This window comes from Pseudomonas lini (assembly GCF_030812475.1).
In the GTDB taxonomy this organism is placed as follows: domain Bacteria; phylum Pseudomonadota; class Gammaproteobacteria; order Pseudomonadales; family Pseudomonadaceae; genus Aquipseudomonas; species Aquipseudomonas lini_A.
The window spans coordinates 90,880-116,601 of the sequence record NZ_JAUSSR010000003.1 but is presented as its reverse complement, the minus strand read 5'-3'; the positions used below and the strand labels follow the sequence as shown (position 1 = coordinate 116,601).

At 59.7% G+C, this 25,722-nt stretch carries 26 protein-coding genes and 1 pseudogene; 9 read left to right on the top strand and 18 right to left on the bottom strand.

Annotated elements, in window-relative coordinates; genetic code table 11:
* Positions 1–343 precede the first annotated feature (343 nt).
* Both J2W17_RS06980 and J2W17_RS06975 read left to right on the top strand, forming a co-directional pair.
* Positions 344–598: a type II toxin-antitoxin system prevent-host-death family antitoxin gene (locus tag J2W17_RS06980; protein ID WP_082069261.1), complete on the top strand. Its 255-nt coding sequence runs from the start codon at positions 344–346 to the stop codon at positions 596–598.
* Positions 595–849 carry a Txe/YoeB family addiction module toxin gene (locus tag J2W17_RS06975; RefSeq protein ID WP_307331335.1) on the top strand — a complete coding sequence of 85 codons (255 nt, stop codon included), beginning with the start codon at positions 595–597 and terminating at the stop codon, positions 847–849. The genes J2W17_RS06980 and J2W17_RS06975 overlap by 4 nt, the downstream gene beginning before the upstream one ends.
* An 8-nt stretch (positions 850–857) precedes the next feature.
* On the opposite strand, the gene J2W17_RS06970 is transcribed toward J2W17_RS06975, so the two are convergent.
* A complete protein-coding gene (locus J2W17_RS06970) occupies positions 858–2,033 on the bottom strand; it encodes an aspartate aminotransferase family protein (RefSeq protein WP_307331332.1) in 1,176 nt (391 codons plus the stop codon).
* 102 nt (positions 2,034–2,135) lie between these two features.
* Here J2W17_RS06970 and J2W17_RS06965 point away from each other — a divergent pair, with 102 nt between their 5' ends.
* Positions 2,136–3,068 carry a LysR family transcriptional regulator gene (locus J2W17_RS06965; protein ID WP_307331329.1) on the top strand — a complete coding sequence of 311 codons (933 nt, stop codon included), beginning with the start codon at positions 2,136–2,138 and terminating at the stop codon, positions 3,066–3,068.
* An 18-nt stretch (positions 3,069–3,086) separates the two neighbouring features.
* Here J2W17_RS06965 and msrA read toward each other — a convergent pair whose 3' ends face one another.
* Positions 3,087–3,791, bottom strand: a complete 705-nt coding sequence (gene msrA, locus J2W17_RS06960; protein ID WP_307331326.1) for a peptide-methionine (S)-S-oxide reductase MsrA — start codon at positions 3,789–3,791, stop codon at positions 3,087–3,089.
* A gap of 54 nt (positions 3,792–3,845) precedes the next feature.
* A complete protein-coding gene (gene msrB / locus J2W17_RS06955; RefSeq protein WP_307331325.1) occupies positions 3,846–4,364 on the bottom strand; it encodes a peptide-methionine (R)-S-oxide reductase MsrB in 519 nt (172 codons plus the stop codon).
* Positions 4,365–4,515: 151 nt separating this feature from the next.
* On the opposite strand from msrB, the gene J2W17_RS06950 reads away from it, so the two are divergent.
* From J2W17_RS06950 to J2W17_RS06935, 4 genes are all read left to right on the top strand, one after another.
* On the top strand, positions 4,516–5,226 hold the full coding sequence (locus tag J2W17_RS06950) for a response regulator transcription factor (RefSeq protein WP_307331323.1): 711 nt from the start codon (positions 4,516–4,518) through the stop codon (positions 5,224–5,226).
* A gap of 4 nt (positions 5,227–5,230) precedes the next feature.
* Positions 5,231–6,751, top strand: coding sequence for a sensor histidine kinase (locus J2W17_RS06945; RefSeq protein WP_307331321.1), 1,521 nt, complete (start codon positions 5,231–5,233; stop codon positions 6,749–6,751).
* Between the two features lie 91 nt (positions 6,752–6,842).
* On the top strand, positions 6,843–7,547 hold the full coding sequence (locus tag J2W17_RS06940; RefSeq protein ID WP_307331318.1) for a hypothetical protein: 705 nt from the start codon (positions 6,843–6,845) through the stop codon (positions 7,545–7,547).
* A 232-nt stretch (positions 7,548–7,779) separates the two neighbouring features.
* Positions 7,780–9,210 carry an aminotransferase-like domain-containing protein gene (locus J2W17_RS06935; RefSeq protein WP_307331315.1) on the top strand — a complete coding sequence of 477 codons (1,431 nt, stop codon included), beginning with the start codon at positions 7,780–7,782 and terminating at the stop codon, positions 9,208–9,210.
* A gap of 110 nt (positions 9,211–9,320) precedes the next feature.
* Here the strand turns inward: J2W17_RS06935 and J2W17_RS06930 are convergent, their stop codons facing one another.
* The 10 genes from J2W17_RS06930 to J2W17_RS06885 all read right to left on the bottom strand — a co-directional run bounded on the left by J2W17_RS06930 (position 9,321) and on the right by J2W17_RS06885 (position 18,606).
* Complete coding sequence (locus J2W17_RS06930) at positions 9,321–10,121, bottom strand: N-acyl homoserine lactonase family protein (RefSeq protein ID WP_307331312.1); 801 nt, start codon at positions 10,119–10,121, stop codon at positions 9,321–9,323.
* A gap of 13 nt (positions 10,122–10,134) precedes the next feature.
* On the bottom strand, positions 10,135–11,094 hold the full coding sequence (locus tag J2W17_RS06925) for a diiron oxygenase (RefSeq protein WP_307331309.1): 960 nt from the start codon (positions 11,092–11,094) through the stop codon (positions 10,135–10,137).
* Between the two features lie 67 nt (positions 11,095–11,161).
* Complete coding sequence (locus tag J2W17_RS06920; protein WP_307331306.1) at positions 11,162–11,920, bottom strand: TauD/TfdA family dioxygenase; 759 nt, start codon at positions 11,918–11,920, stop codon at positions 11,162–11,164.
* A 21-nt stretch (positions 11,921–11,941) separates the two neighbouring features.
* Entirely contained in the window at positions 11,942–12,814 is an 873-nt protein-coding gene (locus tag J2W17_RS06915) for a branched-chain amino acid aminotransferase (RefSeq protein ID WP_307331303.1), read from the bottom strand.
* Between the two features lie 24 nt (positions 12,815–12,838).
* Entirely contained in the window at positions 12,839–14,179 is a 1,341-nt protein-coding gene (locus J2W17_RS06910; RefSeq protein ID WP_307331298.1) for a KamA family radical SAM protein, read from the bottom strand.
* Between the two features lie 41 nt (positions 14,180–14,220).
* Complete coding sequence (yfcF, locus tag J2W17_RS06905; protein ID WP_307331294.1) at positions 14,221–14,868, bottom strand: glutathione transferase; 648 nt, start codon at positions 14,866–14,868, stop codon at positions 14,221–14,223.
* A gap of 226 nt (positions 14,869–15,094) precedes the next feature.
* Positions 15,095–15,556: a cupin domain-containing protein gene (locus tag J2W17_RS06900; RefSeq protein WP_307331291.1), complete on the bottom strand. Its 462-nt coding sequence runs from the start codon at positions 15,554–15,556 to the stop codon at positions 15,095–15,097.
* A gap of 82 nt (positions 15,557–15,638) precedes the next feature.
* Positions 15,639–16,133: a RidA family protein gene (locus tag J2W17_RS06895; protein WP_307331289.1), complete on the bottom strand. Its 495-nt coding sequence runs from the start codon at positions 16,131–16,133 to the stop codon at positions 15,639–15,641.
* A 49-nt stretch (positions 16,134–16,182) separates the two neighbouring features.
* Positions 16,183–17,463, bottom strand: a complete 1,281-nt coding sequence (locus J2W17_RS06890; protein ID WP_307331286.1) for an ATP-grasp domain-containing protein — start codon at positions 17,461–17,463, stop codon at positions 16,183–16,185.
* A gap of 42 nt (positions 17,464–17,505) precedes the next feature.
* Positions 17,506–18,606 carry a hypothetical protein gene (locus J2W17_RS06885; RefSeq protein ID WP_307331283.1) on the bottom strand — a complete coding sequence of 367 codons (1,101 nt, stop codon included), beginning with the start codon at positions 18,604–18,606 and terminating at the stop codon, positions 17,506–17,508.
* Positions 18,607–18,753: 147 nt separating this feature from the next.
* Here J2W17_RS06885 and J2W17_RS06880 point away from each other — a divergent pair, with 147 nt between their 5' ends.
* Both J2W17_RS06880 and J2W17_RS31085 read left to right on the top strand, forming a co-directional pair.
* Complete coding sequence (locus J2W17_RS06880; protein ID WP_307331280.1) at positions 18,754–20,172, top strand: aminotransferase-like domain-containing protein; 1,419 nt, start codon at positions 18,754–18,756, stop codon at positions 20,170–20,172.
* A 190-nt stretch (positions 20,173–20,362) separates the two neighbouring features.
* Positions 20,363–20,461 (top strand): annotated as a pseudogene (locus J2W17_RS31085) (DUF3077 domain-containing protein); the annotation flags it as partial.
* 194 nt (positions 20,462–20,655) lie between these two features.
* Here J2W17_RS31085 and cyoE read toward each other — a convergent pair.
* Genes cyoE through cyoA form a run of 5 tightly spaced genes read right to left on the bottom strand, consistent with a single transcriptional unit; the run spans position 20,656 to position 25,502 of the window.
* Positions 20,656–21,543 carry a heme o synthase gene (cyoE, locus tag J2W17_RS06875; RefSeq protein WP_307331277.1) on the bottom strand — a complete coding sequence of 296 codons (888 nt, stop codon included), beginning with the start codon at positions 21,541–21,543 and terminating at the stop codon, positions 20,656–20,658.
* Positions 21,544–21,554: 11 nt separating this feature from the next.
* Positions 21,555–21,890 carry a cytochrome o ubiquinol oxidase subunit IV gene (gene cyoD, locus J2W17_RS06870; RefSeq protein ID WP_150763866.1) on the bottom strand — a complete coding sequence of 112 codons (336 nt, stop codon included), beginning with the start codon at positions 21,888–21,890 and terminating at the stop codon, positions 21,555–21,557.
* The gene (locus J2W17_RS06865; RefSeq protein ID WP_064679616.1) at positions 21,891–22,517 is read right to left on the bottom strand and encodes a cytochrome o ubiquinol oxidase subunit III; all 627 of its coding nucleotides are present in this window, start codon (positions 22,515–22,517) and stop codon (positions 21,891–21,893) included.
* Positions 22,518–22,520: 3 nt separating this feature from the next.
* A complete protein-coding gene (gene cyoB, locus J2W17_RS06860) occupies positions 22,521–24,551 on the bottom strand; it encodes a cytochrome o ubiquinol oxidase subunit I (RefSeq protein WP_307331270.1) in 2,031 nt (676 codons plus the stop codon).
* A gap of 3 nt (positions 24,552–24,554) precedes the next feature.
* Complete coding sequence (gene cyoA, locus J2W17_RS06855) at positions 24,555–25,502, bottom strand: ubiquinol oxidase subunit II (RefSeq protein ID WP_307331267.1); 948 nt, start codon at positions 25,500–25,502, stop codon at positions 24,555–24,557.
* Positions 25,503–25,722 lie beyond the last annotated feature (220 nt).

Here is a 25,722-nt window from a genome sequence, read left to right as displayed (position 1 = left end):
ACGGCCTCAAGCCTTGCAGCGATCATGCAGACGCCTTCGCCGGCAAGCCGGCTCCTACAGGGGCTGGCGTTGAGCACAATATCATCGATACACAGCTGATCCCCGCAGGACCTGTCGCAGGCTGCTCCTACGGGAGGGGTGTGTGGCCCGGGGGTATTGGATGCAAGAGGATGGCAGGAGAATCGGATCAGGACTACATCAGTCACGGAAACGTCTTGAGGAACCTTCGGCGATACTTAGCACAAACGTAGATGCACCGTCTGCGTATCGACCATTAGTAGGTATCGCCTTGTCATCCTGTACTTATTTCTGTACGTTCTTTGCATTGAGTGAGGACTACAGCATGCAAACCATCAATTACACCACCGCCCGGGCTCATCTGGCCGAAACCATGGACCGGGTCAATGAGGACCGCGCACCATTGCTGGTCACTCGCCAAAAAGGCGAACCTGTGGTGATGATGTCTCTGGCGGAATATAACGCTCTCGAAGAGACCGCCTATCTGTTGCGCTCCCCAGCCAATGCTGAGCGCCTGATCAAGTCGATCGGCAACCTGCGTGCAGGGAAAACCAAAGCCAGGCAACTCATCGAAGAATGAATATCGAATTCACCCCAGAAGGTTGGGAAGACTATCTGTGGTTCCAGCAAAACGATAAGGCAGGACTCAAGCGAATCAACCTGCTGATAAAATCTATTCAGCGCGAGCCGTTCGACGGGCTTGGAAAACCTGAACCGCTCAAGCACAACCTGAGCGGCTTCTGGTCGCGCCGGATTACTGCAGAGCATCGCTTGGTCTACGCAGTCGAGGACGGTGAAATACGCATCGTGATGTGTAGATATCACTACTGAAACATATTTCAGACCGCTTTCACCGCCCTGCAAACTCCGCTGACAATCATCTCCACTTCCCCCTCATCTATGGTCAGCGGCGGGAGCAGGCGGATGGTCTTGCCCCGTGTCACATTGATCAGCAAACCGTGATCCCGTGCCGCGATCAGCGTCAGGTCGCGGATCGGCTGTTTGAGTTCGATGCCGATCATCAAGCCCTGGCCGCGAATCGCCAACACATTCGGCGCGTCCGCCAATTCGCTGCGCAATCTGTCCAGCAGGCGTTCGCCTTGCCGTGTGGCGTTTGCTAACAAGCTTTGCTCCTCAACGATTTCCAGCACGGTGCAACCCACGCGGCACGCCAGTGGATTGCCGCCGAAGGTGCTGCCGTGACTGCCAGGGGTAAACAGATCGGCGGCTTTGCCCCGGGCCAGGCAAGCGCCGATGGGGATACCGTTGCCAAGGCCTTTGGCCAAGGTCATGACATCCGGCACGATGCCTTCGTGCTGGAACGCAAACCACTGACCGGTGCGGCCGATGCCGGTCTGGATCTCGTCGAGCATCAGCAGCCAGGCGCGCCGGTCGCACAGTTCGCGTACGGCCTTGAGGTAACCGGGCGGGGCCAGTTGCACCCCGCTCTCGCCCTGGATCGGTTCCATGAGGATCGCCACGATGCGCGACCCATAGGCTTGCTGCACCTTGTCCAGCGCTTTCAGGTCGCCAAACGGCACTTTGATGAAATCTCCCGGCAGCTGATTGAAGCCCAGGCGCACGGCGGGGCCGTCGCTGGCGGACAAGGTGCCCAGCGTGCGGCCGTGGAAAGCATTCTCCATCACCACCACCAGCGGTTGCTCGATGCCTTTGTGCCAGCCGTATAGCCGCGCCAGTTTCAATGCAGTCTCGTTGGCTTCGGCCCCCGAGTTATTGAAGAAGGCCCGATCCATGCCCGCCAACTGCGTCAGTCGCCGGGCCAGGCGCTGTTGCCAGTCGATGCTGTACAGGTTGGAGGTGTGCAACAGCAGGCCGGCCTGCTCGCTGATGGCGCCGACGATTTTGGGGTGGGAGTGACCGACATTGGTCACCGCCACGCCCGCCACCGCGTCGAGGTATTCACGACCGGCCTGATCCCACAGGCGGGTGCCCAGGCCCTTGCTGAAACTCAGGGCCAGGGGTTGGTAAGTGCTCATCAGGCAGGCGGCGGTCATGACATCAGGCTCCATCACTAGTCGGTGTTTTTCCAGTATGGTTAGCCACCTGAATTGGATAAACACTGCCAAACTTCAATCATTTTAAAGCTGGGCTTGATAATGGATTTGTTCCAGGCAATGACCGTCTACGTCAAGGTGGTGGAAGCCGGCAGCATGACCGGCGCCGCTGCGCAGTGTGAAATGTCCACGACCATGGTCGGCAATCATTTGCGTGCACTGGAGCAGCGCCTGGGTGTGCGTTTGCTCAACCGTACGACCCGGCGCCAGCGTCTGACGGAGTTCGGCACGGCGTACTATCAACGTTGCCTCGAGGTATTGGGGCTGGTGGCCGACTCCGAGCGTCTGGCCGAGCAGGCACTCGACGAGCCGAGCGGTACCTTGCGCATCACCGCGCCGCTGACATTCGGCAGCGAGAAACTGGCGCCGGCCCTGAGCGAATTCACCTTGCTGTGTCCACGGGTCAAACTGGACGTGGTCCTCACCAACCGGCGTCCGGACCTGCTCGAAAACGGGTTCGACGTGGCCTTTCGCCTGGGTCACATGGAACAGACCAACCTGATCTCCCGTCCTCTGGTCGCCTACCCCCTGACCATGTGCGCCTCACCGCACTACCTGGCCCGACGAGGCAATCCGCAAACACCTGAAGACCTGCAACACCACGACTGCCTGTCCTTCGCCTACCCGGCCGGAGATGACTGGCACTCGGTGGAAAAGGTGTGGCGGCTCATCGGGCCCGAAGGCGAAGTCGCTGTGGCGGTGAGTGGACCCATGCTGATCAACAGCTCCGCCGGTTTGCATCAAGCGGCACGCACCGGCATGGGTATCGTGCTGCTGCCCGATGCGTTGGTGGAACAGGACCTCAAGGATGGAAAGTTGCTGGCCGTGATGCCGGATTACCTGCCACCGAGCCGGCCGATGAGCCTGATGTATGCCCAGGATCGCTACCGTTTGCCGAAATTGCGCAGTTTTGTCGACTTCGCCATGCAGCGATGGGGCAAGCACTCGCCGTGCCCGACTTGCCTTGAACCCTGAGCGCCTTGCTCTGTCGACTCATGGCCCCGCCTTCACCAACACCGGTTGTTCCTGATACCGATCCGGATACAGCCGCTTCAACTGCGCCACCTTCGGCAGGTCGTTGATCACGATGTAGGGATAGGTCGGGTGTTCGGTCAGAAAGTCTTGATGCTCCTCTTCGGCCGGGAAGAAACCGTTGTAGCTTTCAAGCCGGGTCACAATAGGTTTTTTGAAAGAACCGGCGGCGTCGAGCTGGGCGATGTAAGCCTGAGCCACCTGCTGCTGCTCGTTGCTTTGCGGGAAAATCGCCGATCGGTACTGGGGTCCGGTGTCAGGCCCCTGACGATTGAGTTCGGTCGGGTTGTGGGCCACCGAGAAGTAAATCTGCAGCAAGGTGCCATAACTGACCCGGGTCGGATCGAAGGTCACTTCGACGGACTCCGCATGGCCGGTATCGCCTTCGCCGACCCGCTCATATCGGGCCGTGTCGGCTTCACCGCCAGCGTAGCCGGAGACGGCCCGTTTCACGCCTTTGACATGCTGGAACACACCCTGGACGCCCCAGAAACAACCGCCCGCAAAGACCGCGATTTCGTCATGGGCCTGGGTGGTTTCGTCCAGGGCCGGAGGCGCAATGATCACCGCCTCTTCGGCGCCGAAAGAGAACGCCGCGCACTGACCCATGACGCCGGCGGCGGCCAGCCCCAACAGGGCGCGACGCCAGGTAAAGAAGATGTTCATGAGGCTGACTCCTGGATGAATGGAAGGCATGCTGTGCAGGCGGTTGAGAAAGGCTCAGGCCACAATTGGCTTGAACGTCAGCGCCAGACCGTTCATGCAGTAACGCAGGCCGGTAGGCTTGGGCCCGTCATCGAAGACATGGCCCAGATGACCGCCGCAGCGTCGACAGTGAACCTCTTCGCGCAGCACGCCGTAGGAGCGGTCCTGCCGGGTGGCAACAGCTTTGTCCAGCGGCGCCCAGAAGCTCGGCCACCCCGTGCGGCTGTCGAACTTGGTCGCGGAGGAGAACAGCGGCAGATCGCAGCCGGCGCAAGCAAAAATGCCGTCACGGTGCTCGTTGTTCAGCGGGCTGCTGTAAGCCCGTTCAGTGCCTTCCTCGCGCAGGATTTCGTACTGCTCGGCGCTGAGCATGGCGCGCCATTCGCTCTCGCTGTGGACCACCTCGAACACCTGCGCCGCGCTGGCATCACTGATGACTGCCGAACTTGCGGCAAATTTGGGCAATGCACCGATCACCAGGGCTGCTGCCCCCAGCCCGCCGCACGTTCCAAGAAATCGCCGTCGTGACAACATGGTCTTCTCCGATTAATTGAGGTGCCTGACATGGAACACAGCGTAAGCCTGGTTTGATCGCCAAACCCTCACGGAGAGTTAAACAATTCGTGATAACTGCGCCTGAAGAAAACCCGCACAATGCACTCATCGCGCCGAAGGATTGAGTTTGATGGAACCGACCAAACGCGTCCTCGTGGTCGAGGACGACCTGCCTATCGCCGACCTGATCTGTCTGCATCTGCGTGATGAGCAGTTCGAGGTGGTGCACTGCGCCGACGGCAACGAAGCCATGCGCCTGCTGCAGCAAGGAAGCTGGGACGCACTGATCCTCGACCTGATGCTGCCCGGTGTCGACGGCCTGGAAATCTGCCGCCGCGCCCGCGCCATGGCCCGCTACACGCCGATCATCATTACCAGTGCGCGCTCCAGCGAGGTCCACCGGATTCTCGGGCTCGAACTGGGGGCCGACGACTACCTGGCCAAACCCTTTTCCATTCTGGAGCTGGTCGCCCGGGTCAAGGCACTGTTGCGACGGGTCGACGCCATGGCCCGCAACCTGAAGATGGACGCCGGCAGCCTGATCATGGACGGCCTCGCCATCGACCCGATCACCCGCGACGTGTCCCTTGACGGCCACCGCCTCGATCTCACGCCCCGGGAGTTCGACCTGTTGTATTTCTTCGCCCGCCAGCCCGGCAAAGTATTCTCGCGCATGGATCTGCTCAATGCCGTGTGGGGGTACAGCCACGAAGGCTACGAGCATACGGTCAACACGCACATCAACCGCCTGCGGGCGAAAATCGAGGCTGTTTCGCCACAGCGCAGCCTGATCCTCACGGTGTGGGGTCGTGGTTACAAGTTCGCGACGAAGGAGCAATAGGCCCATGAGGCTGACCCTGACGCAACGCCTGTCCCTGGTCTTCGCCGTGCTGTTGCTGGTGTGCTGCGCGACCTCGGCGTGGATGCAGGTGCGCGCCAGCCAGATGCATGAACTGGAGGTGGTGCAAGGGCTGTCGCGCAATCTGGCGCAGCATATTGCCCACGACACGGTGCTGATGGATGCCAATGGCCTGATGCCCGATGCCGTGCACGAACTGTTCAGCAAGCTGATGCAAGTCAACCCCAGCGTCGAGGTCTATCTGCTGGACACCGAAGGCGCGATTGTCGGCAGCGCGGCCCCCGCGGGGCGGATACGCCGCCAGCGGCTTGACCTGGCGCCGATCCAGCGCCTGCTCAACGGTGATGCGCTGCCGATTCTCGGCGATGATCCGCGCAGCGCCGACGGCCGCAAGGTGTTCAGTGCCGCGCCGTTGCAGGTCAACGGCAAACCGGCGGGCTACCTGTATGTCGTGCTGCTCGGCGAAGAGCGCGACCGCCTCGCCGAACGCGGCGCCACCAGCGCCGCACTTGATACCGCGTTGTTGTCCATCGCACTGGTTGCGCTGTTGTGTCTGATCGCCGGCCTCACGGCGTTCGCCCTGATCACCCGCCCCTTGCGACGTTTGACCGAAACCGTCAGCCGGTTCGACATCGACGGCGTCCCGGTCACACCCTCCGTGCGCGCCCCGGTCGAAAAAGCTGCCAGTCACGATGAGATCGCGGTTCTCGACGCCGCCTTCCGGCAGATGCAGGCGCGTCTCGGCGAACAATGGCGCTCGCTGACCCGCCAGGATCAGGAGCGCCGCGAAATGGTGGCGAATATCTCCCATGACTTGCGCACGCCTTTAGCGTCGCTCCACGGCTATCTGGAAACGTTATCGATCAAGGATGCCACCTTGTCCCCCGCCGACCGTCGCCGCTACCTGGGCATCGCCCTGGATCAAAGCCGCAAGGTCGGTGGCCTGGCGCAATCGCTGCTGGAACTGGTGCGCCTGGAACACGGTTTCGTGCAACCGGTGCTGGAGCGCTTCTCCCTGACCGACCTGGTGCAGGACATCTTTCAGAAATTCGAACTGACGGCCGAGGCGCGCCAGGTCGAACTGAAAGCCAGCTTCGCCGCCAATGTTTCGGCCGCCTGCGCCGACCTTGGCTTGATCGAACGAGTGCTGACCAACCTGTTCGACAATGCGTTGCGCCATACCCCACAAGGTGGAGAAATAGAACTCAGCCTGCGTCCCCGGGGGGCTTTTGTCGAAGTCACCGTCAGCGACACCGGGCCCGGCATTGCGCCGGAACTGCGCGAAGGCCTGTTCCTGCGCCCGTTCAACATCGGCGGCGCGCGGCGCGATGGCGGGCTGGGGCTGCGCATCGTCCATCGGATCCTGCAGTTGCACGGTGGCGAGATCCAGCTGATCGATATTCCCGGACGCGGCGCGAGCTTTCGTTTTTCGTTGCCGATCGACGAGCAAACCGCCGAGCAATGGGCGGTTCGTTCGCTGAATCTCAATTCCATGGGGAAACCGTGACAACGCAGCGCAGGTCCAATAGATTAGGCGGCCTGAAAAGGCCCCGTGCTTTCTCGCCTCAACCCAAGTTAAAAGAAGTAGTGAAATTTCAATGTCCGATTCCAACACCGCTGAATCCGTAGTCACCTTGTCGTCCAAAGCGGAATACGAAAACTCCATCAATCTTTCACAGCATGTACCCCAGGCCAAGACCATCAGCGAGATGGTCCTGGACGCGTTCCAGTCCACCCGCGAAAGCGACCAGATCCGCGAGCTGCGTGCCGCGATTCGCCAGGCCCACGATCGTTTCGACGACGACACCGCCTACGAACTGATGGGCGAGCTCAAGCAGCTCAAGGATGCCGAAGCGGCCGACATCGCGGCCCTGGAGGACCTCGCAAGCAAATTCCCGATCAGCCGGATTCTCTCCAGCTTCAAGGACGATCCGGCCTTTCAGGAAATCGTCTACGGTCTGGCGCTGAAGGTGTTGAACCAGACTCACCAGGCCATCAGCAACCCGACCAGTGGCAAAAGCAAGGCCGCCCGGGCCAAGAAAGAAGCCGAAGTGTTCACCATCAGCAAAGATGGCGTGAGCGTCACGCTGCCGCTGCGCACTCCACGTTCGCGTCTGAACGTAGACCGTAAAGCCCTGGAATTCCTGGGCCTGACCTTCGTCGGCGAAGGCGATGAAGCGGAGCTGGAAAGCGCGACCTTCCTGGACAACGCCGGGGCCGAGCAAGCGGTCAACCGTAAAAACATCATCACCGCGCTTCAGCAGCAAACCGCGTTCGATGGCTATAGCATCGCCGCTCAGTAACGTCCCCTGCCAGCGGCGCTTCAGACGCCACCGAGCCAAGAGCCCCGCCCAGGAGCCCCGCCCTAGAGCGGGGCTTTTTATTGCCCGCGACTCCAGCAAAAGCACGATTACTCTCTCAGTATCGACACCAGAAAAACACTTCCCTTAACCCTTGAACACCACGGGTCCGCCTGCGGGGAGCTCAACTCACTTTCCAGCCCAAGACTTCAGTGGTGCGATTGCTGAGGTCATCATGCACACGCCCCCCTTGTACCGTCAGTTAGCCAACCACTACCTCGATGCGATCCGCAGCGGCACCTTGAAAGCGGGAGAACGGTTCCCCTCCATTCGGCTGATGATGGAAAAACACGCCGTCAGCCTGTCGACCGCGGTTCAGGTCTGCCGGGAACTGGAGGACTGCGGCGTGCTGGAAGCCCGTCCGCGTTCCGGCAACTACATTCGCCAAACTGAAGACTTGCCCAAACCGAGCGCCATCAACCCTCCCCCGCCCGTCGACAGCGATGTGTATGTCGGCATTCACGAAAAGGTGTCGTGGGTACTCAGGGCCAGCCAGCGTGCGACGATCAAGGTCAATTTCGCCAGTGCCTACTGCGCGCCGGAACTCTATCCGCTAAAGACGTTGCAGGACCATATGCTCAAGGCGCTGCGCCAGGATCAGCATTTGCTCGACGCGGCTCGGCCGACCTGCGGTCATAACGCATTGCGTAACATCCTTGCCCGGCGCGCGCTGACCGCCAAGACCAACCTGCCCGCCGAGCAAATTGTCATCACCAACGGTGCGACCGAGGCGATCAACCTGGCCTTGCGCGCCGTGACCCGACCCGGCGACACCGTGGCCGTGGAATCGCCGACCTTTTACGGCCTGTTGCAAATTCTCGAAAGCTTGAACCTGCGAGTGATGGAGGTCCCGGCGACGGCGCATGCGGGGATCAATCTGCTGGCCCTCGAACAACTCTTGCAAGGTGCCGAGCGAATACAGGCGCTGATCGTCACGCCCAACCTGCAAAATCCGTTGGGCGCCATCATGCCCGACGCCAATAAGGCGCGATTGGTGCAACTGTGTGCAGAGCACAATACGGTGCTGATCGAAGACGACACCTATGGCGACCTGGTGGACACCGAGCAGCCGTTGTCCACGCTCAAACACTGGGACCGTACCGACAACGTAATCTATTGCGCGTCACTGAACAAAACCCTGGCACCGGGCATGCGCCTGGGCTGGATCAGTGCGGGCAAATGGCACGACCGCGTGGAAATGCTCAAGCACACCCAGTCCCGCGGTTGCGAAGCGCTGTCGCAACTGGCGGTCAGTGCGTTCATGAAGACCCCGTCCTACGAACGTTACCTGCGCCGATTGAGGAAAATCCTGACGCAACAACGTCAGCAGATGAGCACGGCGATCGGCCGTTACTTTCCACCAGGCACCTGCGTCACCAGCCCCCGGGGCGGGACGTTGCTGTGGGTGGAACTGCCTCGCCACCACTCGTCCCTGACGCTTTTCCATGAAGCGTTGAAGGCTGGCATCCAGATTTCACCTGGGGATATCTTTTCCAATACCGGACGCTTCGATCATTTTGTACGCATTGGTTGTGGCGCGCCGTATTCGCCGCGGATCGATGAAGCACTGGCGACCCTCGGCCAACTACTGAAAAACCAGGGTTGACCCATACCCTGTGGGAGCGAGCCTGCTCGCGAATGCGGTCAGCCAGTCGACATCAATGGTGACTGATCCACCGCTTTCGCGAGCAGGCTCGCTCCCACAGTGGGGAGTCGTCAAGCCGGGTTTTGGTGCAGGCAGATGATGTGCGGATCGTCATTCCAGTGCGGGAAACGTTCGGCGATCAGTGGGTCGTGACCGGGAATGACGTGGTCTTCGCTGTCGGCCAAACGGTCGATTTCGATAAACGCTTCCAGTGTCTGCGACAGATCATCCAGAATCGGAAACGGACTGCGCTGGCGAATATTGGCCCACAAATGCGCAGCATCCGACGCCAGCACAATCCACCCCCTTGCGGTATTCACCCGCACCACCTGGCTACCCGGGGTATGCCCGCCCACCGGGTGCAAGGTCACTCCGGGAATCACCTCGACCACACCGTTATGCAAGCGCATCCGCCCTTCGAACAGCGGCGGCAGTGCCGACATTACATCATCGACCTCGTAGGTTTTATTCACCGTGCGGTGGGCCATTTTCGGCCCGGTACAGAAACGCAACTCCGCTTCCTGCAGATGCACGGTGGCCTTTGGAAACAGCCCGAGATTACCGGCGTGGTCCCAGTGCAAATGGGTGAGGATCAGGTTGTCCACGTGCGCTGGATCGATGTCCAGCTGGCGCAGGGATTCTTCCGGCAGGCGATACATCTGACGGTTGCGCCGATCCGCCGTGGCCGGTTGAAAACAGGTGTCGACCACGATTACCTGCTGCGCGTTACGGATGACCCAGAAGTAGTAATCCAGCGGCATGGATGCATCCGGATCGCCGCAGCAGGCATCGTAGAGAAAATTCTCCCGGGCGGTGCGCTGGCCATTGGCGCCGACACGGATGGCGAACACTTCATACACAGGAACCGACATATTCACCTCCTGATCAAGCCGCTGCCGTGGCATTAAGGGTCGGACGAAAGTCGAAATCGATCTGGTCGCTGATGCCCAGATCCCGGGCCAGACGATGCAGGCCGCTGTAGTCACGCATGATCGTGGCGTTCTTGTTGCTCTCCCGGGTCTCGGCAATGATCAGCACGGCGTCCTCGACCCCAAGCTGCGTCAGAATCGCCTCCCACATCGAGTAGTCCTGAGCGATAAAGGCACTCAGTGCCACCGACAAGGTCTGTGCGAAAAACGTTCGTTGAGCAGGCGGCAAATTGGCGTACATGACCTTCGCCACTTCGGCGAGAATCTTGCTGTGGGCATACTCATCGCGATTATGCAGTTCGGCCACCCGCCGGTTTTGCGGCTGAATGCTCTGATCATCGGCCAGCAGATCCAGATAGGCGTTGACACTGATCTCGGCCACTACCGCAAAAGTGATCGACGCCAGATCCTTCTGCCATTGCTCGGGCAGTTCTTCACGCAGGGCAAGCAGGCGCAGGTAAGTCACCGACGGCGGCAAGTCCAGATCCTGATCCAGCGCGCGCTCCTCCCTGGTGCGCTCAATGGCCCGCAGGTGCATGAGCGTGTGGTAGTGCTCGTCGATCAGGGTCTGCTGCATGGCCTCGCGAAAGTGCCAGTCGTTCTTGCCCAGGTACTGATTGGCGATGACGCTCAGCGCCGGGTTGACCACATGCTCTTCGGCGGTCACCGTGCGCAGGTTGTAGCCGATCCAGCCCCAGGTCACCACGGTGCGCTTGAGTTCGTCGTTCAGGGCCTGGAACTTCGGATGATGAAAAAACGGCACCATGGCCTCGGGATAATCCGGGCGTGTCGGATCGAACGCTTCGCGGGGCTCGGCCTTGTCCGGTGCACACACCGTGGCCCTCTTGGTCCAGGCCTGATTGAGCCGCACGACCAGTTGGTGATCGACCTTGGCGATCTCGATTGCTGTTTGCATGACGCGATACCTGTAGGACGCGTACCCACCAAGGGGTACGCCAAAGGAATAATGGACGACGGATGAATCAGGCCAGCCAATAGCGGGTCAGGTTGCGCGCCGGGTCAGTGTATCGACTGCGGGCGTGGATCATTCGCCAGTTGTCCCAGATCAGCATGCACCCATCGGGTATCAGCACCGGGGTGTTGTGCTGCACGAAGTAGGCTTCGCCCAGCATCGCGAACCTGGCCAGCGGCGAAGTACTGTTCGTGACCTTCGATTGCTGCAGATCCTCCTTGGAAGGGTTCACGTCGCCGTAGTGAAACTGGTTGTAGCTGAAGCGGAAAATGTCCCCGTCTTCGGTAGGCGTCAGGATGTATTCCTTGACCCGCCGTTGTGCCGCCTCGCCGGGTTTGGCGGTGGCGACGAACTCGACCGGGGTGTCGTCGATCCACTCGCGCAGCTCGGGATCGGTGCGTTCCAGGTACGTCAGTAACTGGTATCCGTCCACCAACCCTGTATGCCCGCCACCGCAGGTGGCCTGTTGATGACAATGCAACGCCAGGTAGCGTGGTGGAGGCCCGTAGACAGGCGCTTCGGTGTGCGGGCCGATGCCGTTCATGCTCTGAGAATACGGCAAGTCTTCATACCCCGGCTTGCGGGTGATGGCGAAGGCGGTCTGGCCATTGAACTGCGGAATGACCGGGCCGAATTCATGCAGCGTGCCGAGCACATCGTAGGCGAATTCGTCCGGCGTCAGCACCGTCCAGCCGCGCGCCGACAACTCCTCATGGCGGTGTCCCAGTGAAACGAAAGGTGTAGACGCAACAATCCCTTGATCTGACATGTTGAGGTTCCTGGTTGTTTATCAGGCGTTGACGGTTGAGGTGTAAGCGGCAATGAAGTCGCGGCAGGCGCGGTCCGGTCGATAGCGCTGCTGATCGATGCTTTGCACCGGGGTGATTTCGGCGGCAGTACCGGTCAGAAAACACTCGTCGAAGTCGCCAAGCTCCGTAGGAAGAATGGTGCGTTCGATGACCTGGTAATCCAGTGTCCGGGCCAGCTCGATGACGGTCTGGCGGGTGATGCCATTGAGAAAGCAGTCCGGCAGCGGCGTGTGCAGTGTCCGGTCTTTGACGAAGAACACATTGGCGCTGGTGGCTTCGGCGACGTGGCCCCGCCAGTCAAGCATCAGGGCATCGTGAAAGCCGTTGTTTTCCGCGTCGTGCTTGCTCAGCGTAGCGATCTGGTAATGCCCGGACGCCTTGGCTTCGAAGGGGCTGCAGCCGGGGGGTGGACGACGCCACTCGGCGGTCTTCAAACGAACGCCGGCCATGTGCCCGGCCGGGTCGAAGTAGCTCGGCCACTGCCAGCAGGCTATCGCCACATGCACGCGATTGAAGCGCGCCGAGGTGGAAATCATTTCGCTGCCACGCCACGCCACCGGGCGCAGATAACCCTCGACCACGCGGTTGCGATGCAGCAGTTCGACACTGGCCGCTTCCAGCTCGGCCAGCTCATAGGGAATGGCAAAATCCATCAACTGTGCCGAGCGATACAAGCGCTCGCTGTGTTCACGCAGTTTGAAAATCTTGCCGTTGTAGACGCGCTCCCCCTCATACACCGTGCTGGCGTAATGCAGACCGTGGCTCAACACATGCAGCCGCGCCTGGGACCACTCGACGAACTCGCCGTCGAGCCAGATAACCCCTTCTCGCTGATCAAACGGGATACCGCTCATATCCATATCTCCTGAAGAATCGTCCTACGCTGTCTCGAGCAGAACCGGTATCAATTCGGGCACTGCCACAGGCTCGGGCTGAAAGAAGAACGAGCGCTCGCCAAACGCCGGCCTCAAGTCGTCGAACCAGGTCGCCTGCGGGTCGAAGCGCGCATAGAAGGTGCGCAACACCCATTGCGGATTGCGGGCCTGGAGGAACTGCAGCACGAAGACCTTTTCCCCGGCCACGGTCTCGATGCCGTTGATCAACACCTTTCCGTAAAAGGTGCTCATGGACGGCCCGCGCACCGTGCGTGCCAGCCCGGACACCGTGCGATACGCCGCCTGGAAAATCTCGAACGCCCGGGCCAGCGGCATTGCGAAGTAATGGCTGGGCCCGGTGTCGCGCTCGACGAACATGTAATAAGGCACGGCCCCCAGCCGCACGCCTTCGGTCCAGAGCGCCGCCCAATCCGCAGGGTTTTCGTTGATGTGCCGGATCACCGGCGCCTGCATGCGCAAGGTGGCCCCGGTGGAGCGAATGCGTTCGACGGCCTGGCGGGCGATGTCCTGGCGGATTTCCACCGGGTGGCTGTAATGCCCCATGATCGACAGGTTTTTTCCCGAGGCGACGATCCGTCTGAACAGCTCGAGCAGCTCGGGCGCATCCTTGTCGCTGACAAAGCGTTGCGGCCAATACGCCACGGCCTTGGTGCCGATGCGGATGCTTTTCAGGGCAGGCAAATGCAGCAACGGTTCGATGTAACCGGCCAGCGAGCGCGTATTCATGATCATCGGATCGCCGCCGGTGATCAGCACATCGGTGACCTCGGGATGCACCCGCAGGTAACTCACCAGCTCCTGGGATTCATGGGCATTGAACTTGAGCTCTTCCTCACCGATGAACTGCGCCCAACGGAAACAGAAGGTGCAGTACGCATGACAGGTCTGACCGGCACCGGGGAAGAACAGCACGGTCTCGCGGTACTTGTGCTGAATGCCCGACAGGATTTTTCCGTTGAGGGTCACGCCGTTGTGTGTCAGCTGTCCGGCCGGATGGGGGTTCATGCGCAGCCAGATCGCTTCGATCCTGCGCTTGATGGCGACGGCGTCATCCCGTTCGATCAATTGCTTGAGCGAGGCGTACTCGTCCGGCAACAACATGTCCTTGTGGGGAAAGGTCATGCGAAAAATCGGATCGTCAGGGATGTTGTTCCAGTCGATCAACGTGCCCAGCACGTATTCATTGGTACGAAACGGCATGACCCGGGCGACCACGGTCATGGCCTCCTGCAGCGCTGGCGTCAGTTTCTGCCAGTACGGCGTGTCGCGGATGGTGCGTGAGTTATAGGGTTTGTATTTTTCCTGCTCCGACAGTCCTTGCATGGCAGCGCTCCTGGTGATTGCCTGGCGGTGGCTTTAGACGTTCAGAGAGTGATGGCCGGCGCTACGCGCTCCATGTCCATCCACGCCCGAACGCTGTCGCGATCCCATTGGCGGCGCACATACGCCGCGAGTCGCGCAGGCACCTGATCGCCATTGGCGAGCAGGCGGTTGAGCATGATTGCCAGGTCGGTGTCGGCAATGCTCCAGTCGCCGAACAGGTGATCGGCGCCCTCTTCCAGCAACCGGTCAGCCACGAAGAACAATCTTCCGACAGCCGCCAAGGCCTCGACGGACAGCGGGTTATCTTTGTTGCCGAAGTAGATGAGGTCCGCCGGGCGCTCCTTGCGAATCACCAGCAGATCGCTACGCAGCCAGGCCTGGAGTTGACGTGCGCGGGCGCGCTGCTTGATGTCCAGCGGGAATAATTTGTCATGCCCCGGTGCAACTTCCTCCAGGTATTCGGCAATGGCCGAAGATTCCGACAAGGCAAAACCGTTATGAACCAGAGTGGGGATCTTGCAGGTCAGCGACACATCACGATACGTCGCCTGATAGTTTTCTCTCGCCTTTAAATCCAGCGTGACAAGTTCAAATGAAAGTTTCTTTTCTTTTAGCGCGACAAATGCCGACATTGCGAAAGCACTTACAAAATCCGCACCAACATACAGCTTGAAGTTATTACTTTCCATAGAACGCTCCCTTGCATAAAGCACATTAATCCGTTGCCTTGGAAGTGATCCTAGTTAGTTGCTCAGGCGCTGAACAGATACAGAAATTCTCTGTTTCTATCGATACAGAAACCCGGCAATACGGATTATCTGGAGGCGTCGGATGGGGCAGCAAAAAAGAAAAAGGGAGTCAGCGAATGCGGACTCCCTTTTATGAGGCAGAGGGGAAATGATGGCGGGCCGGCGATCAGGCCATGGCTGAACCGCGGAGCAGCTCCATTTGCGGCATGTTGCTCATGTTCAGCATGGCCAGCGGTTCGGTGGCGCTGGTATTGACGAAGCCGTGCCGGGTCCAGGCCGGCACCAGTAATACGTCGCCGACGCTGACGCTGACGTCATTGGCGTCGCCCAGGTTCAAAATCCCACTGCCGGACTGAATGATGAACAGGTGCCACCAGGCATGAACGTGGCCGTTCAATACTGTACCCGGCTTCAACCATTGCATGGACACCGCCATGCCCGGCGTCAGCTTGCAACCTTCGATACTTTTTTCATGGGCCAGCGCGACAATATCGACTTCGCTGGTTTCCAGACGCTGGCGAAAATCCGAGAGTTCGCCTGCCTTCCAGACCCGCGCACCGACTGGCGGCTGGTGCAAACTCTGGCGGAACTCCTTATATGAAAAAAACGCACCCTGAACGTCGCTCATCCGTTAGCCCCAACTTGTTTGCCCGACTTGAATACCGAACCTTAGGCCAACAACCCAGCGCTGTAAAGCCATCAACTAACACTTATAACACCGAGGGTCTCAGCGCTGCGATCATGTCAACTTCTACTGCAGCATTTTTTGGCAATTGATAAACGCCCACGGTCGTTCGAGTATGTTTACCTGCATCTCCCAGGACATGGCTGAATACATCCGACGCGCCATTGGCCACTTCACTCAGGTCTACGAAATCGGCGGTGGATTTCACATAGACCGTTATCCGTATCAGCGACTTGATCTTATCCAGCGAACCGATGGCGTCGACAATCAGCGCCAGCCCGCGCATCGCGCTGATACTGGCGGCCGATTGCGCATCCGTCAGGCTGAGCTCCAGTCCGACTCTGCCGGGATACTGCATCTTTCCGTTCATGCGCGGTACCAGGCCGCTGACGTACAGTTCGTCATGATGCCGAACCAGCGGGGCATAGTTTCCACCGGCGGTGTTCTCGCCATAGATGTCGTAGCCGAGTTCTTTTGCCAGGGCGATGAAACGTTCATCACAGCTCATGTGCTCAATCATTTACCCATCCCTCATAACCAATAATGCAGACAACATTGATGCCGACGGTTTAGCCCACCGCTCTCGACGGTGCAGCCAGACAGGTGATCTCGACGCGCGACTCGATCGCTTCCGCCAGACGCAGCAGGTTGGCGCTGAGCTGCCCGTAGTCCTCGCTGAACAACACGATGTGGCCGATGAACGAGGTGTTGTCTTTCACCAATGCCGTCACCGAATCAGTGAGGCGCTTGGCGTACACCGCTTCCACCAGCTTGATATCGAGCTCCCGGGCCAGGGATTCGATGTCCGGCACGTAGCGCAGAAGACCGCCGGCCGGGGCGCGGAGCAGACGAATACCGCAAAAGCCCCGGGCGACGGGGTCGTGATGGTCGGTCGTGCCCTCCACCGCCCATCGAACCCAGCGTTCCCAGGGATCGAAGTCGACAAAGGCCAGGCGGGCCAGGTCCCAGATGTGCATGCCACCAGGACGCATGTTGGTTTCCACCGCCGAGGTCAGGCCGTTGCTGCGCAGGAAAATCTCGTTGTGGTAAGCGCCGTTATCCAGCGAAACCAGGCCAGACATGTGCTGGCCGGCTGCCGCCAGGCGTGCCTGCACCTCAGTCGTCAAGGGCGCGGGCACCACTTGCTGGATTTCCGCGCGATAGGCCCCTTCAGTGGTGGTTTTCTCAGTGACCCAGGTGCTGCCGGCCACGTAGTCCCAGCTGTATTCCCGGGCGTTCTGGATCAGTTCTTCAAGGACGATACCGCCTTCGCGATAGGGCTTGAGCGCCTGCCACGCCTCATCGCATTCAGAGGGGTGACGGATGACCCGGCAGCCTCTGCTCGCGCCTTCGCAAGCAGGTTTGATGAAGGCTCTGCCGCCAAGCTCGACGACCCGCTGGCGCAACTCGCCCAGGCTTTCGATCCGGGCGGAAAACACCGGCCGATAGTGATCTGGCGACGTGTGCGCCGACGCTTCCAGTCGGCGAAAAATCTGTTTGTCCAGCCCTGCTCGCGCCGCGCCCGGGGATATACCGGGCAAGCCGTAATAAGTAGCCAGCGCCGCGCCGAGCAGAACGCCACGATCGGAAAAGGGCAGCACCCCGATGAGCTTCCAGCGGTCGGCCCCCAGGCAACCCGCCACCAGCTCAAGAGAGTCCGCCACATCTTCCGGCGCCAGGGACGTGCAACATACGTGATCCGCCACCTGATCGTCATCGGGCTGAATCTGCTCGACCAGCAAAATCAACCGGGCGTTATAAAGCTTTCTGCAGAGGTCGCGCAGCTTCTGGATATCGTGAACCCGATTGCCGTTGTACCCGACCACTACTACGCAAGACGTCGTATTCATGAAACACCCGACCGGTGAAGAAAATAACGGAAACGCGATAACTCAGTCCTGCAGCGACGCGTTGGATTTACGGTTGAGCCAGTACCAGGCCAGAATCCCGCCCGCACCGATGGCGGCCAGCACCAGGGCGTTGTACGGCGCTGGCACGACCCGCATGATCAGCACCGTCAGCCCGGCGCCGACGCCCAGGGATACTTCCTTGACGAACATGTTGTTCTGCTTGACCGAGAAGTAATCGAGGTAGCTGAACGCGCATTCGGCGATGGAGAGCAGTGCCACCCAGATCAGCGCACCGACCAGGGTCTCGACGTGAAAGGCAGCCGGGGACGACAGCACGGCGAAGCCGGCGATGATGATCCCGATGACAGCCACCACCTTGAAGCGCCCGGTGCGCTCGATCAGCTTCATCACCGGCACCTGGGCGAACACCACCACGGCGCTGTTGAGGATCAGCATCAGGCCATACCAGGCCGGCAACTCACCGGTCTCGAGCAGGATCGCCTGGGGCAGGATCGAGAACACGCCGAACAGCTTGATCCCCATGATGATCCCGGCGATCACCCATGGCAGTTTGTTGCGCCAGCCACTGCCGTCCTGGGTTGCCGGACGGGCCACGGCCGATTCCGTGGTGAAGGTGGCGCCCATGGCGATCGGCAGGCACAGCAGGACGAAACTCGCAGCGCCAAGGAAAAACATCGTCGGGGTCAGCAACGGCGAAAGCAGGATCAGCCCTGCCAGCAGGCTGCCCATGTTCATGGCGACCCGGTTGTAGGCTGCACCTTCCTTGGTCTGGGCCGCTTCGCTCTTGATCAGGTAGCCGGCAATCGCAATGCCATAGGCAAACAACGCGGCGGCGAACATCACCATGCCCTGGTTGCTGGTCACCGCCAGCAGCACCAACCCGAGGGCGGCGCACAACAGTGTGACGCTCAGGGAGCGCCGCCCGAGCACCAGCAACGTCAGGGGCAAGAGCAACAACAGGGCCCGGTAACCGAGGGCGAGGATGCTGTTGGTGGCGGTGTCGAGCCACACGTTCGCCTTGCCCAGCACGGCAAACAGCGACACGGCGGTGATGATCCTGATCGTGAACAGGCGGATGTTGATCACCGGTTTGGCAACGGCGACCGTTGTTTGAACACTCATGCAACACCTCTGAGCCAAGCGATTGCGGGACCGCAGGCGCCGACAACAAGTAAAGTCTGTAAGGTGATGGTAGAGACGAAGGCTTGTTCTGATCAGAGCAAGTTCGTATAGAATCAAACGAAGTTTACTGTCGGGGAGACCAGTAAAATGCAGGTTCAACGCGCAGTCATCGCCGCCATCGAATTCCAGCCCGGCGCGCCGCTGGTGCAGCAGATCGTCGATCAGTTGACCATTGCGATCAGCCAGGGTGGCCTGCCCCACGGCTCGAGGCTGCCGCCGATTCGCGAACTCTCCGACATCATGAACGTCGGCAAGTCCACGGTGGTCGATGCCCTTGACCGCCTTCGGGCCAAGGGGTTGGTGGTGTCACGCCAGGGTTCGGGGCATTACGTGCACCGCTCCAGCATCCCGACCCAGACCGATGCCGGCCCCGACCTGCAACCTCAAGACACCCTCAGCGTGGTCCGCCGCGCGGTGTTGCTGGACAATGGCGCGCTGCGCCCTGGCGCCGGTTTCCTGCCGTCCTCGTGGCTGCCGGCCGACGAGTTGCTTAAAGCCGTGCGCGGCACCCTGCGCGCAGCCTCCCTGCGCATGGGCGAATACGGTGTTGCCGGCGGTTACCTGCCACTGCGCGAGGCGTTGCAGGTGAAGCTGTCGACCCACGGCATAGAAGTGCCGGTGGACCAGATCATCACCACGGCCAACACCGTGCAGGCCATCGACATGCTGATGCGCCTGCTGATCAAACCCGGTGATTCGGTACTGCTCGACGACCCCTGTTATTTCACCATGCACGCCAACCTGGCCTTGCACGGTGCCAAGGTCATCACCATCCCCCGGGATTGCGACGGCATGGACCTGGCGGCCTTCGAGCAATTGCTGATCGCCCATCGTCCCGTGCTCTACATGACCAACAACGCCCTTCACAACCCGACCGGGCACTCGTTTTCCCCCGCGCAGGTTTATCGCTTGCTGGAGTTGAGCCATCGTTACGGTTTCCACATCCTCGAAGACGACTTGTATTGCGACATGCAGCAACGCATGACGCCACGCCTCGCGGCGGGCGGCCTGGACAATGTCAGTTACGTGTCCGGTTTCTCCAAAACCCTGACGGCCAACAGTCGGGTCAGCTATGCGGTGCTTTCGCCACAACTGGCTGCACGGATGATCACCCTGAAAATGACCTGCGGTGGCATGACCTCGGAACTGGCGGAACAGATCATCTGCACGATGCTCAGTGATGGCAGCTACGCCAAACATACCCGGCGCACGGTGGACCGGCTCTACGAGTCGAGCAGCCGGGTGACGCGCTGGCTGCTGGAGGCCGGTTGCTCGGTGTCATCGCTGCCCCATGAAGGCTTGTTCATCTGGACGCGACTGCCCGAAGGGCATCATGCCGAAACCCTGGCGAGGAAAGGCCTGGACATCGACCTGGTGCTGGCGCCCGGCACGTTGCTCAGCAAAGCGCCGGACGCGAGCCACTTTTTGCGTTTCAACGTGGCCCACAGCGATAACGTCCAGGTGCGGGAGCGGTTCTTTCGGTTGCTGGACACAAAAAGTAAATAACTGCCCCACACCTTCCCTGTGGGAGCGGGCTTGCTCGCGAAGAGGCCGTCACATCCAGCATCAATCTTGCCTGACACATCGTTTTCGCGAGCAAGCCCGCTCTCCTTATGCATGCCAGCAATCCGTTCAAAATTTATGCGTCTGCACCACCAATCTTCCCCCGTCACCTCCCAACCACTGGAGGTGCCCAATGACCAACCCCAAAGACCTGAAAACCATCGGCCTCACCCACTTCTCCTTCCACGCCAACGAACCGCTGTTCCGCATCAACGCAGGCGTCCCGGTGATCGCGATTTTTTCTTAACTGACCAGTGCTATCTCATTACTCGTAGTTATAGTGATTTACCCCTATAACTGCTTATAACTTCGTATGAGTTCAAAGCGGCGGGATGGCAGGACAGAATTGAACGTGCCTCGGCACCACCAATAAAAAACCCCGCCCTTCTCTCGAAGGGCGGGGTTTTTCTTTACAGCATCCGACGCTTAAGGCGCGTAAGTCAGCAACAACTCACTCGGCACCTTGAAATCCAGCGACATCATCACGCTCAACGCGGTAATGGTGAAGATCGAGAACACGAACAACTTGCGTGCCCAGACCGTGTCATCCACTGCCTTGTAGCCGGTCCAGGCCATGTACAGCCAGTACATGCCCATGGCCGCGGCGACGGCGAGGTAGCTCATGCCGGCATAGCCGCTGAAGGTCAGCATCAAGGTCGCCACGAGGAACGCCAGGATGTAGAGCAGGATGTGTTTCTTCGCCACTTCGATCCCGCGCTTCACCGGCAGCACCGGAATCGATGCGGCCAGGTAATCGTTGAAGCGGAAGATCGCGATGGCGTAGGAATGCGGCATCTGCCACAGGCTGAACATCACCAGCAGCGTCAGCGCGGCCATGTCGAAGCTGTTCGTCACAGCGACGTAGCCAATCACCGGCGGCATCGCCCCCGACAGACTGCCCACCAGCGTGCCGTGAACCGACTTGCGCTTGAGGTACAGGCTGTAGAAGCCGACGTAGATGACGAAGCCGATCACCGCGAACAAAGCGGCCAACGGGTTGGCCACCTTGTACAACAGTGCAACGCCGAAAACACCCAGGACGGTCGCAAAGGCCAGGGCCAGTTTCAGGGAGATCAAGCCCTGGACCAGCACCCGGTTCTTGGTGCGTTCCATCTTCAGGTCGATGTCGCGGTCGATGCAGTTGTTGAACACGCAACCGGAAGCCACCACCAGGGACGTGCCGATCATGGCGGCCAGGAAAATGGCCAGATCGACATGCCCTTGGGAGGCCAGGAAAAATCCGCCTGCCACTGAAAGCACGTTACCGAAAATGATCCCCGGTTTGGTGATTTGGATAAAGTGCTTCAAGGACATCCGGACTTACCTCAGTGCGCCATCATGTTGGTGTGGATGCTGAACATGATCCACAGCGACAGGCCTACCAACAGGACGATTACCAGTGCGGCGAAAACAAACGCGATCACGTTGTTACGCTGGGCGGCGGAGCGGTCCAGGTGGAGGAAGTACACCAGGTGCACCAGCACCTGGATGACTGCGAAGGCCAGTACGATCCACAGGGTCATGGCTTTCGGCAGCGACGGGTACATCACCAGGCCGAAAGGAATGACGGTCAGGATCACCGACAGGATGAAACCGATGGCATAGGACTTGACGCTGCCGTGGCTGGCGTCGTGGCCATCGTGGGAATGAGCGTTAGCCATTTACATAGTCCCCATCAGATAAACAACGGTGAATACGCAGATCCACACCACGTCCAGGAAGTGCCAGAACAGGCTCAGGCAGCTCAGACGGGTCTTGTTGGTCGCCGTCAGGCCGTTTTTCTGCACCTGGTACATCATGATCGCCATCCAGATCAGACCGCTGGTCACGTGCAGACCGTGGGTACCGACCAGGGTGAAGAACCCGGACAGGAAACCGGAGCGGCTAGGGCCGAAACCTTCGGAGATCAGCAGGTGGAACTCGTTGATCTCCATGGCGATGAAGCCGGCGCCCAGCAGGAAAGTCATGCCCAACCAGGTCAGCACGCCCTTCTTGTTACCCTTGAACAACGCCAGCATGGCGAAGCCGTAGGTGATCGAACTGAACAACAGCAGAGCGGTTTCGCCCAGCACGTAGGGCAGTTCGAAGATGTCGGCGCCAGACGGGCCGCCCGCTACGTTGTTAACCAGTACCGCGTACACCGCGAAGATCGACGCAAACAGGATGCAGTCGGTCATCAGGTAGAGCCAGAAACCGAATACGGTCATCTCGCCCGAGTCGTGGTGATGGTCATCGTGCCCATGTCCATCGACATGGGTGTGTCCAGCATTGGTCACTAAGTTCGACATGGTTTAAGCCTGTTCCAACGAGGTTTCAACACGGGTGGCGGTGGCTGGGACTTTCCCGGCCGCTACCAGACGTTTGTGCTGCTCGGCTTCGATGCGCTCGATGACATCCACCGGCACCATGTAGCCCTGATCGTCACGGGCGGCATGGATAGTGAAATACACCACGGTGCCGACCAGACCCACGATCGCCAGCCACCAGATGTGCCAGATCATCGCGAAACCGAACACGGTCAACAGCGCGCCCATGACCACACCGGTCGCGGTGTTGTTGGGCATGTGGATCGGCTCGTACCTGGCCGGAGCCTTGTACGCGGTGCCGTCTTCCTTGGCTTCGGTGAACGGGTCGATGACGTCGGCTTTCGGCAGCACGGCAAAGTTGTAGAACGGAGGTGGCGACGAGGTCGACCATTCCAGGGTATGGGCATTCCACGGGTCGCCGTGTTCGCACATGTTTTCCGGCTTGTTGCGGTCACGCACGCTGACATACAGCTGGATCAGCTGGCAGGCGATACCGACGGCGATCATCACCGCACCGAACATGGCGACGTACAGGTACGGCACCCACTCAGGGTTGGTGGTGGCGTTCAGACGACGGGTCATGCCCATGAAGCCCAAGACATAGAGCGGCATGAACGCGACGAAGAAGCCGGTGATCCAGAACCAGAACGCGGCCTTGCCCCAACCTTCGTGCAGCTTGAAGCCGAACGCTTTCGGGAAGTAGAACGCAAAGCCCGCGATGTAGCCGAATACCGCGCCGCCGATGATCACGTTATGGAAGTGCGCGATCACGAACAGGCTGTTGTGCAGGACGAAGTCAGCACCCGGGATGGCCAGCAGTACGCCGGTCATGCCACCGATGGCGAACGTCACCATGAAGCCCAGGGTCCACAGCACCTGGCTGGTGAAACGCAGGCGGCCCTGGTAGATGGTGAACAGCCAGTTGAATAGCTTCACCCCCGTCGGGATCGAAATCAGCATCGTCGCCAGGCCGAAGAAGGCGTTGACGCTGGCACCCGAACCCATGGTGAAGAAGTGGTGCAGCCAGACCATGAAGCCCAGGATCGAGATTGCGCCCGATGCGTAGACCATCGAGTGGTGGCCGAACAGTTTCTTGCCGGTGAAGGTCGAGATGACTTCCGAGAAAATACCGAACGCTGGCAGGATCAGGATGTACACCTCAGGGTGACCCCAAGCCCAGAACAGGTTGACGTACATCATCGGATTGCCACCAAGTTCATTGGTGAAAATGTGGAAATCCATGTAACGGTCAAGCGTCAGCAGCGCCAGGGTAGCGGTCAGGATCGGGAACGAAGCCACGATCAGGACGTTGGCCCAGGTGCAGGTCCAGGTGAAGATCGGCATGTCCATCAGCTTCATGCCCGGGGTACGCATTTTCAGCACGGTGGCCAGGAAGTTGACCCCCGTCAGCGTCGTCCCCAGTCCGGATAGCTGTAGCGCCCAGATGTAGTAATCCATCCCCACGCCCGGACTGTATTGCAGGCCCGACAGCGGTGGATAGGCAACCCAGCCGGTCTTGGCGAATTCGCCGACGCCCAGGGACAGGTTGATCAGCACCACGCCCGACACCAGCAGCCAGAAGCTCAGGGAGTTCAGGAACGGATAGGCAACGTCACGCGCGCCGATCTGCAGCGGCACTGCCAGGTTCATCAGGCCGGTGAAGAATGGCATCGCCATGAAGATGATCATGATCACACCGTGGGCGGTGAAGATCTGGTCATAGTGTTCAGGTGGCAGGTAGCCAGGCGAACCCTCGGTGGCCATGGCCAACTGGGTACGCATCATGATGGCGTCGGCAAAACCGCGCAGCAGCATGACCATGGCGACGATGATGTACATCACGCCGATTTTCTTGTGGTCGACCGACGTCAGCCACTCGGTCCACAGGTAGGTCCACTTCTTGAAGTAGGTGATTGCAGCGAACAGCGCCAGACCACCGAGTGCGATCATGGCGATGGTTATCATCACGATCGGTTCGTGGAACGGGACCGCTTCCCAACTTAATTTACCAAACATCGTTTACTCCTCTGCCCCGGCAGCTGAATGCGAACTCATGTCCATCCCTTCCATGTTGTGCGCCACTTCCTTCTCTTTCTTCTCGTGGTGCATCGGCTTGCCCGGTTTCATGCCTTCGTACTTGTCGACGATGATCTGGAACAGGTTCGGCGTGACCGAGGAGTAGAGCTCGACTGGGTTGTTCTGGCTTGGTTTGGTAAGGGCTTCGTATTCAGCTGTTTCCAGCTGTTTAGGTGCCTTTTTGACTTCGCTTACCCAGGCGTCGAAATTTTCCTGGGAGGTTGAGATCGCTTTGAATTTCATGCCGGTAAAACCTGCGCCGCTGTAGTTGGCGGAAATGCCTTCCATTTCAGCGTCACGGTTGGCAATCAGGTGCAACTTGGTCTGCATGCCGGCCATCGCGTAGATCTGGCCGCCCAGGCCCGGGATGAAGAACGAGTTCATCACCGAGTCCGACGTCACCTTGAAGTTGACCGGTGTATTGGTCGGGAACACGATCTTGTTGACGGTGGCGATGCCCTGTTCCGGATAGATGAACACCCACTTCCAGTCCAGCGAGACCACTTCGATGGTGATCGGCTTGACGTCGGATTCCAGCGGACGGTACGGGTCAAGTTCGTGGGTCGACACGTAGGTGACGTAACCCAGGGCAATGATGATCAGGATCGGAACGGTCCACACCGCGATTTCAATCTTGGTGGAGTGGTTCCATTTCGGGGTGTAGGTGGCATTGGTGTTGGACGCGCGGTATTTCCAGGCGAACAGGAAGGTCATGACGATGACCGGGATCACGACCAACAGCATCAGCAGCGTCGCGGTGATGATCAGGTTTCGCTGCTCCAGGCCAACCTGGCCCGTGGGATTGAGCAAGGTCATGTTGCAGCCTCCCAGCAACAGCGTGCCGAGCAGCGGCACTATGCCTAGTAGTCTTGGGTACCTGTTTTTACTCATCTCACGACCTCTAAAGCAGCATGCGCAATGCAGTTGGGTTTTGATCGCCAACACTTCACCCTGCCAAGGGTTGGCATTTTTCTTTGATTGAATAAGGGCTGCCCGTCGCGCGTCAGACGCTGTTCGACAAATCCTGGGACAGCGGCGAGTTCTTATTCGAATTCGTGGTCAAAGGCCTTGTTACAGACCAATTCCATTTGGTGCGGATAGTGGAAGGCAC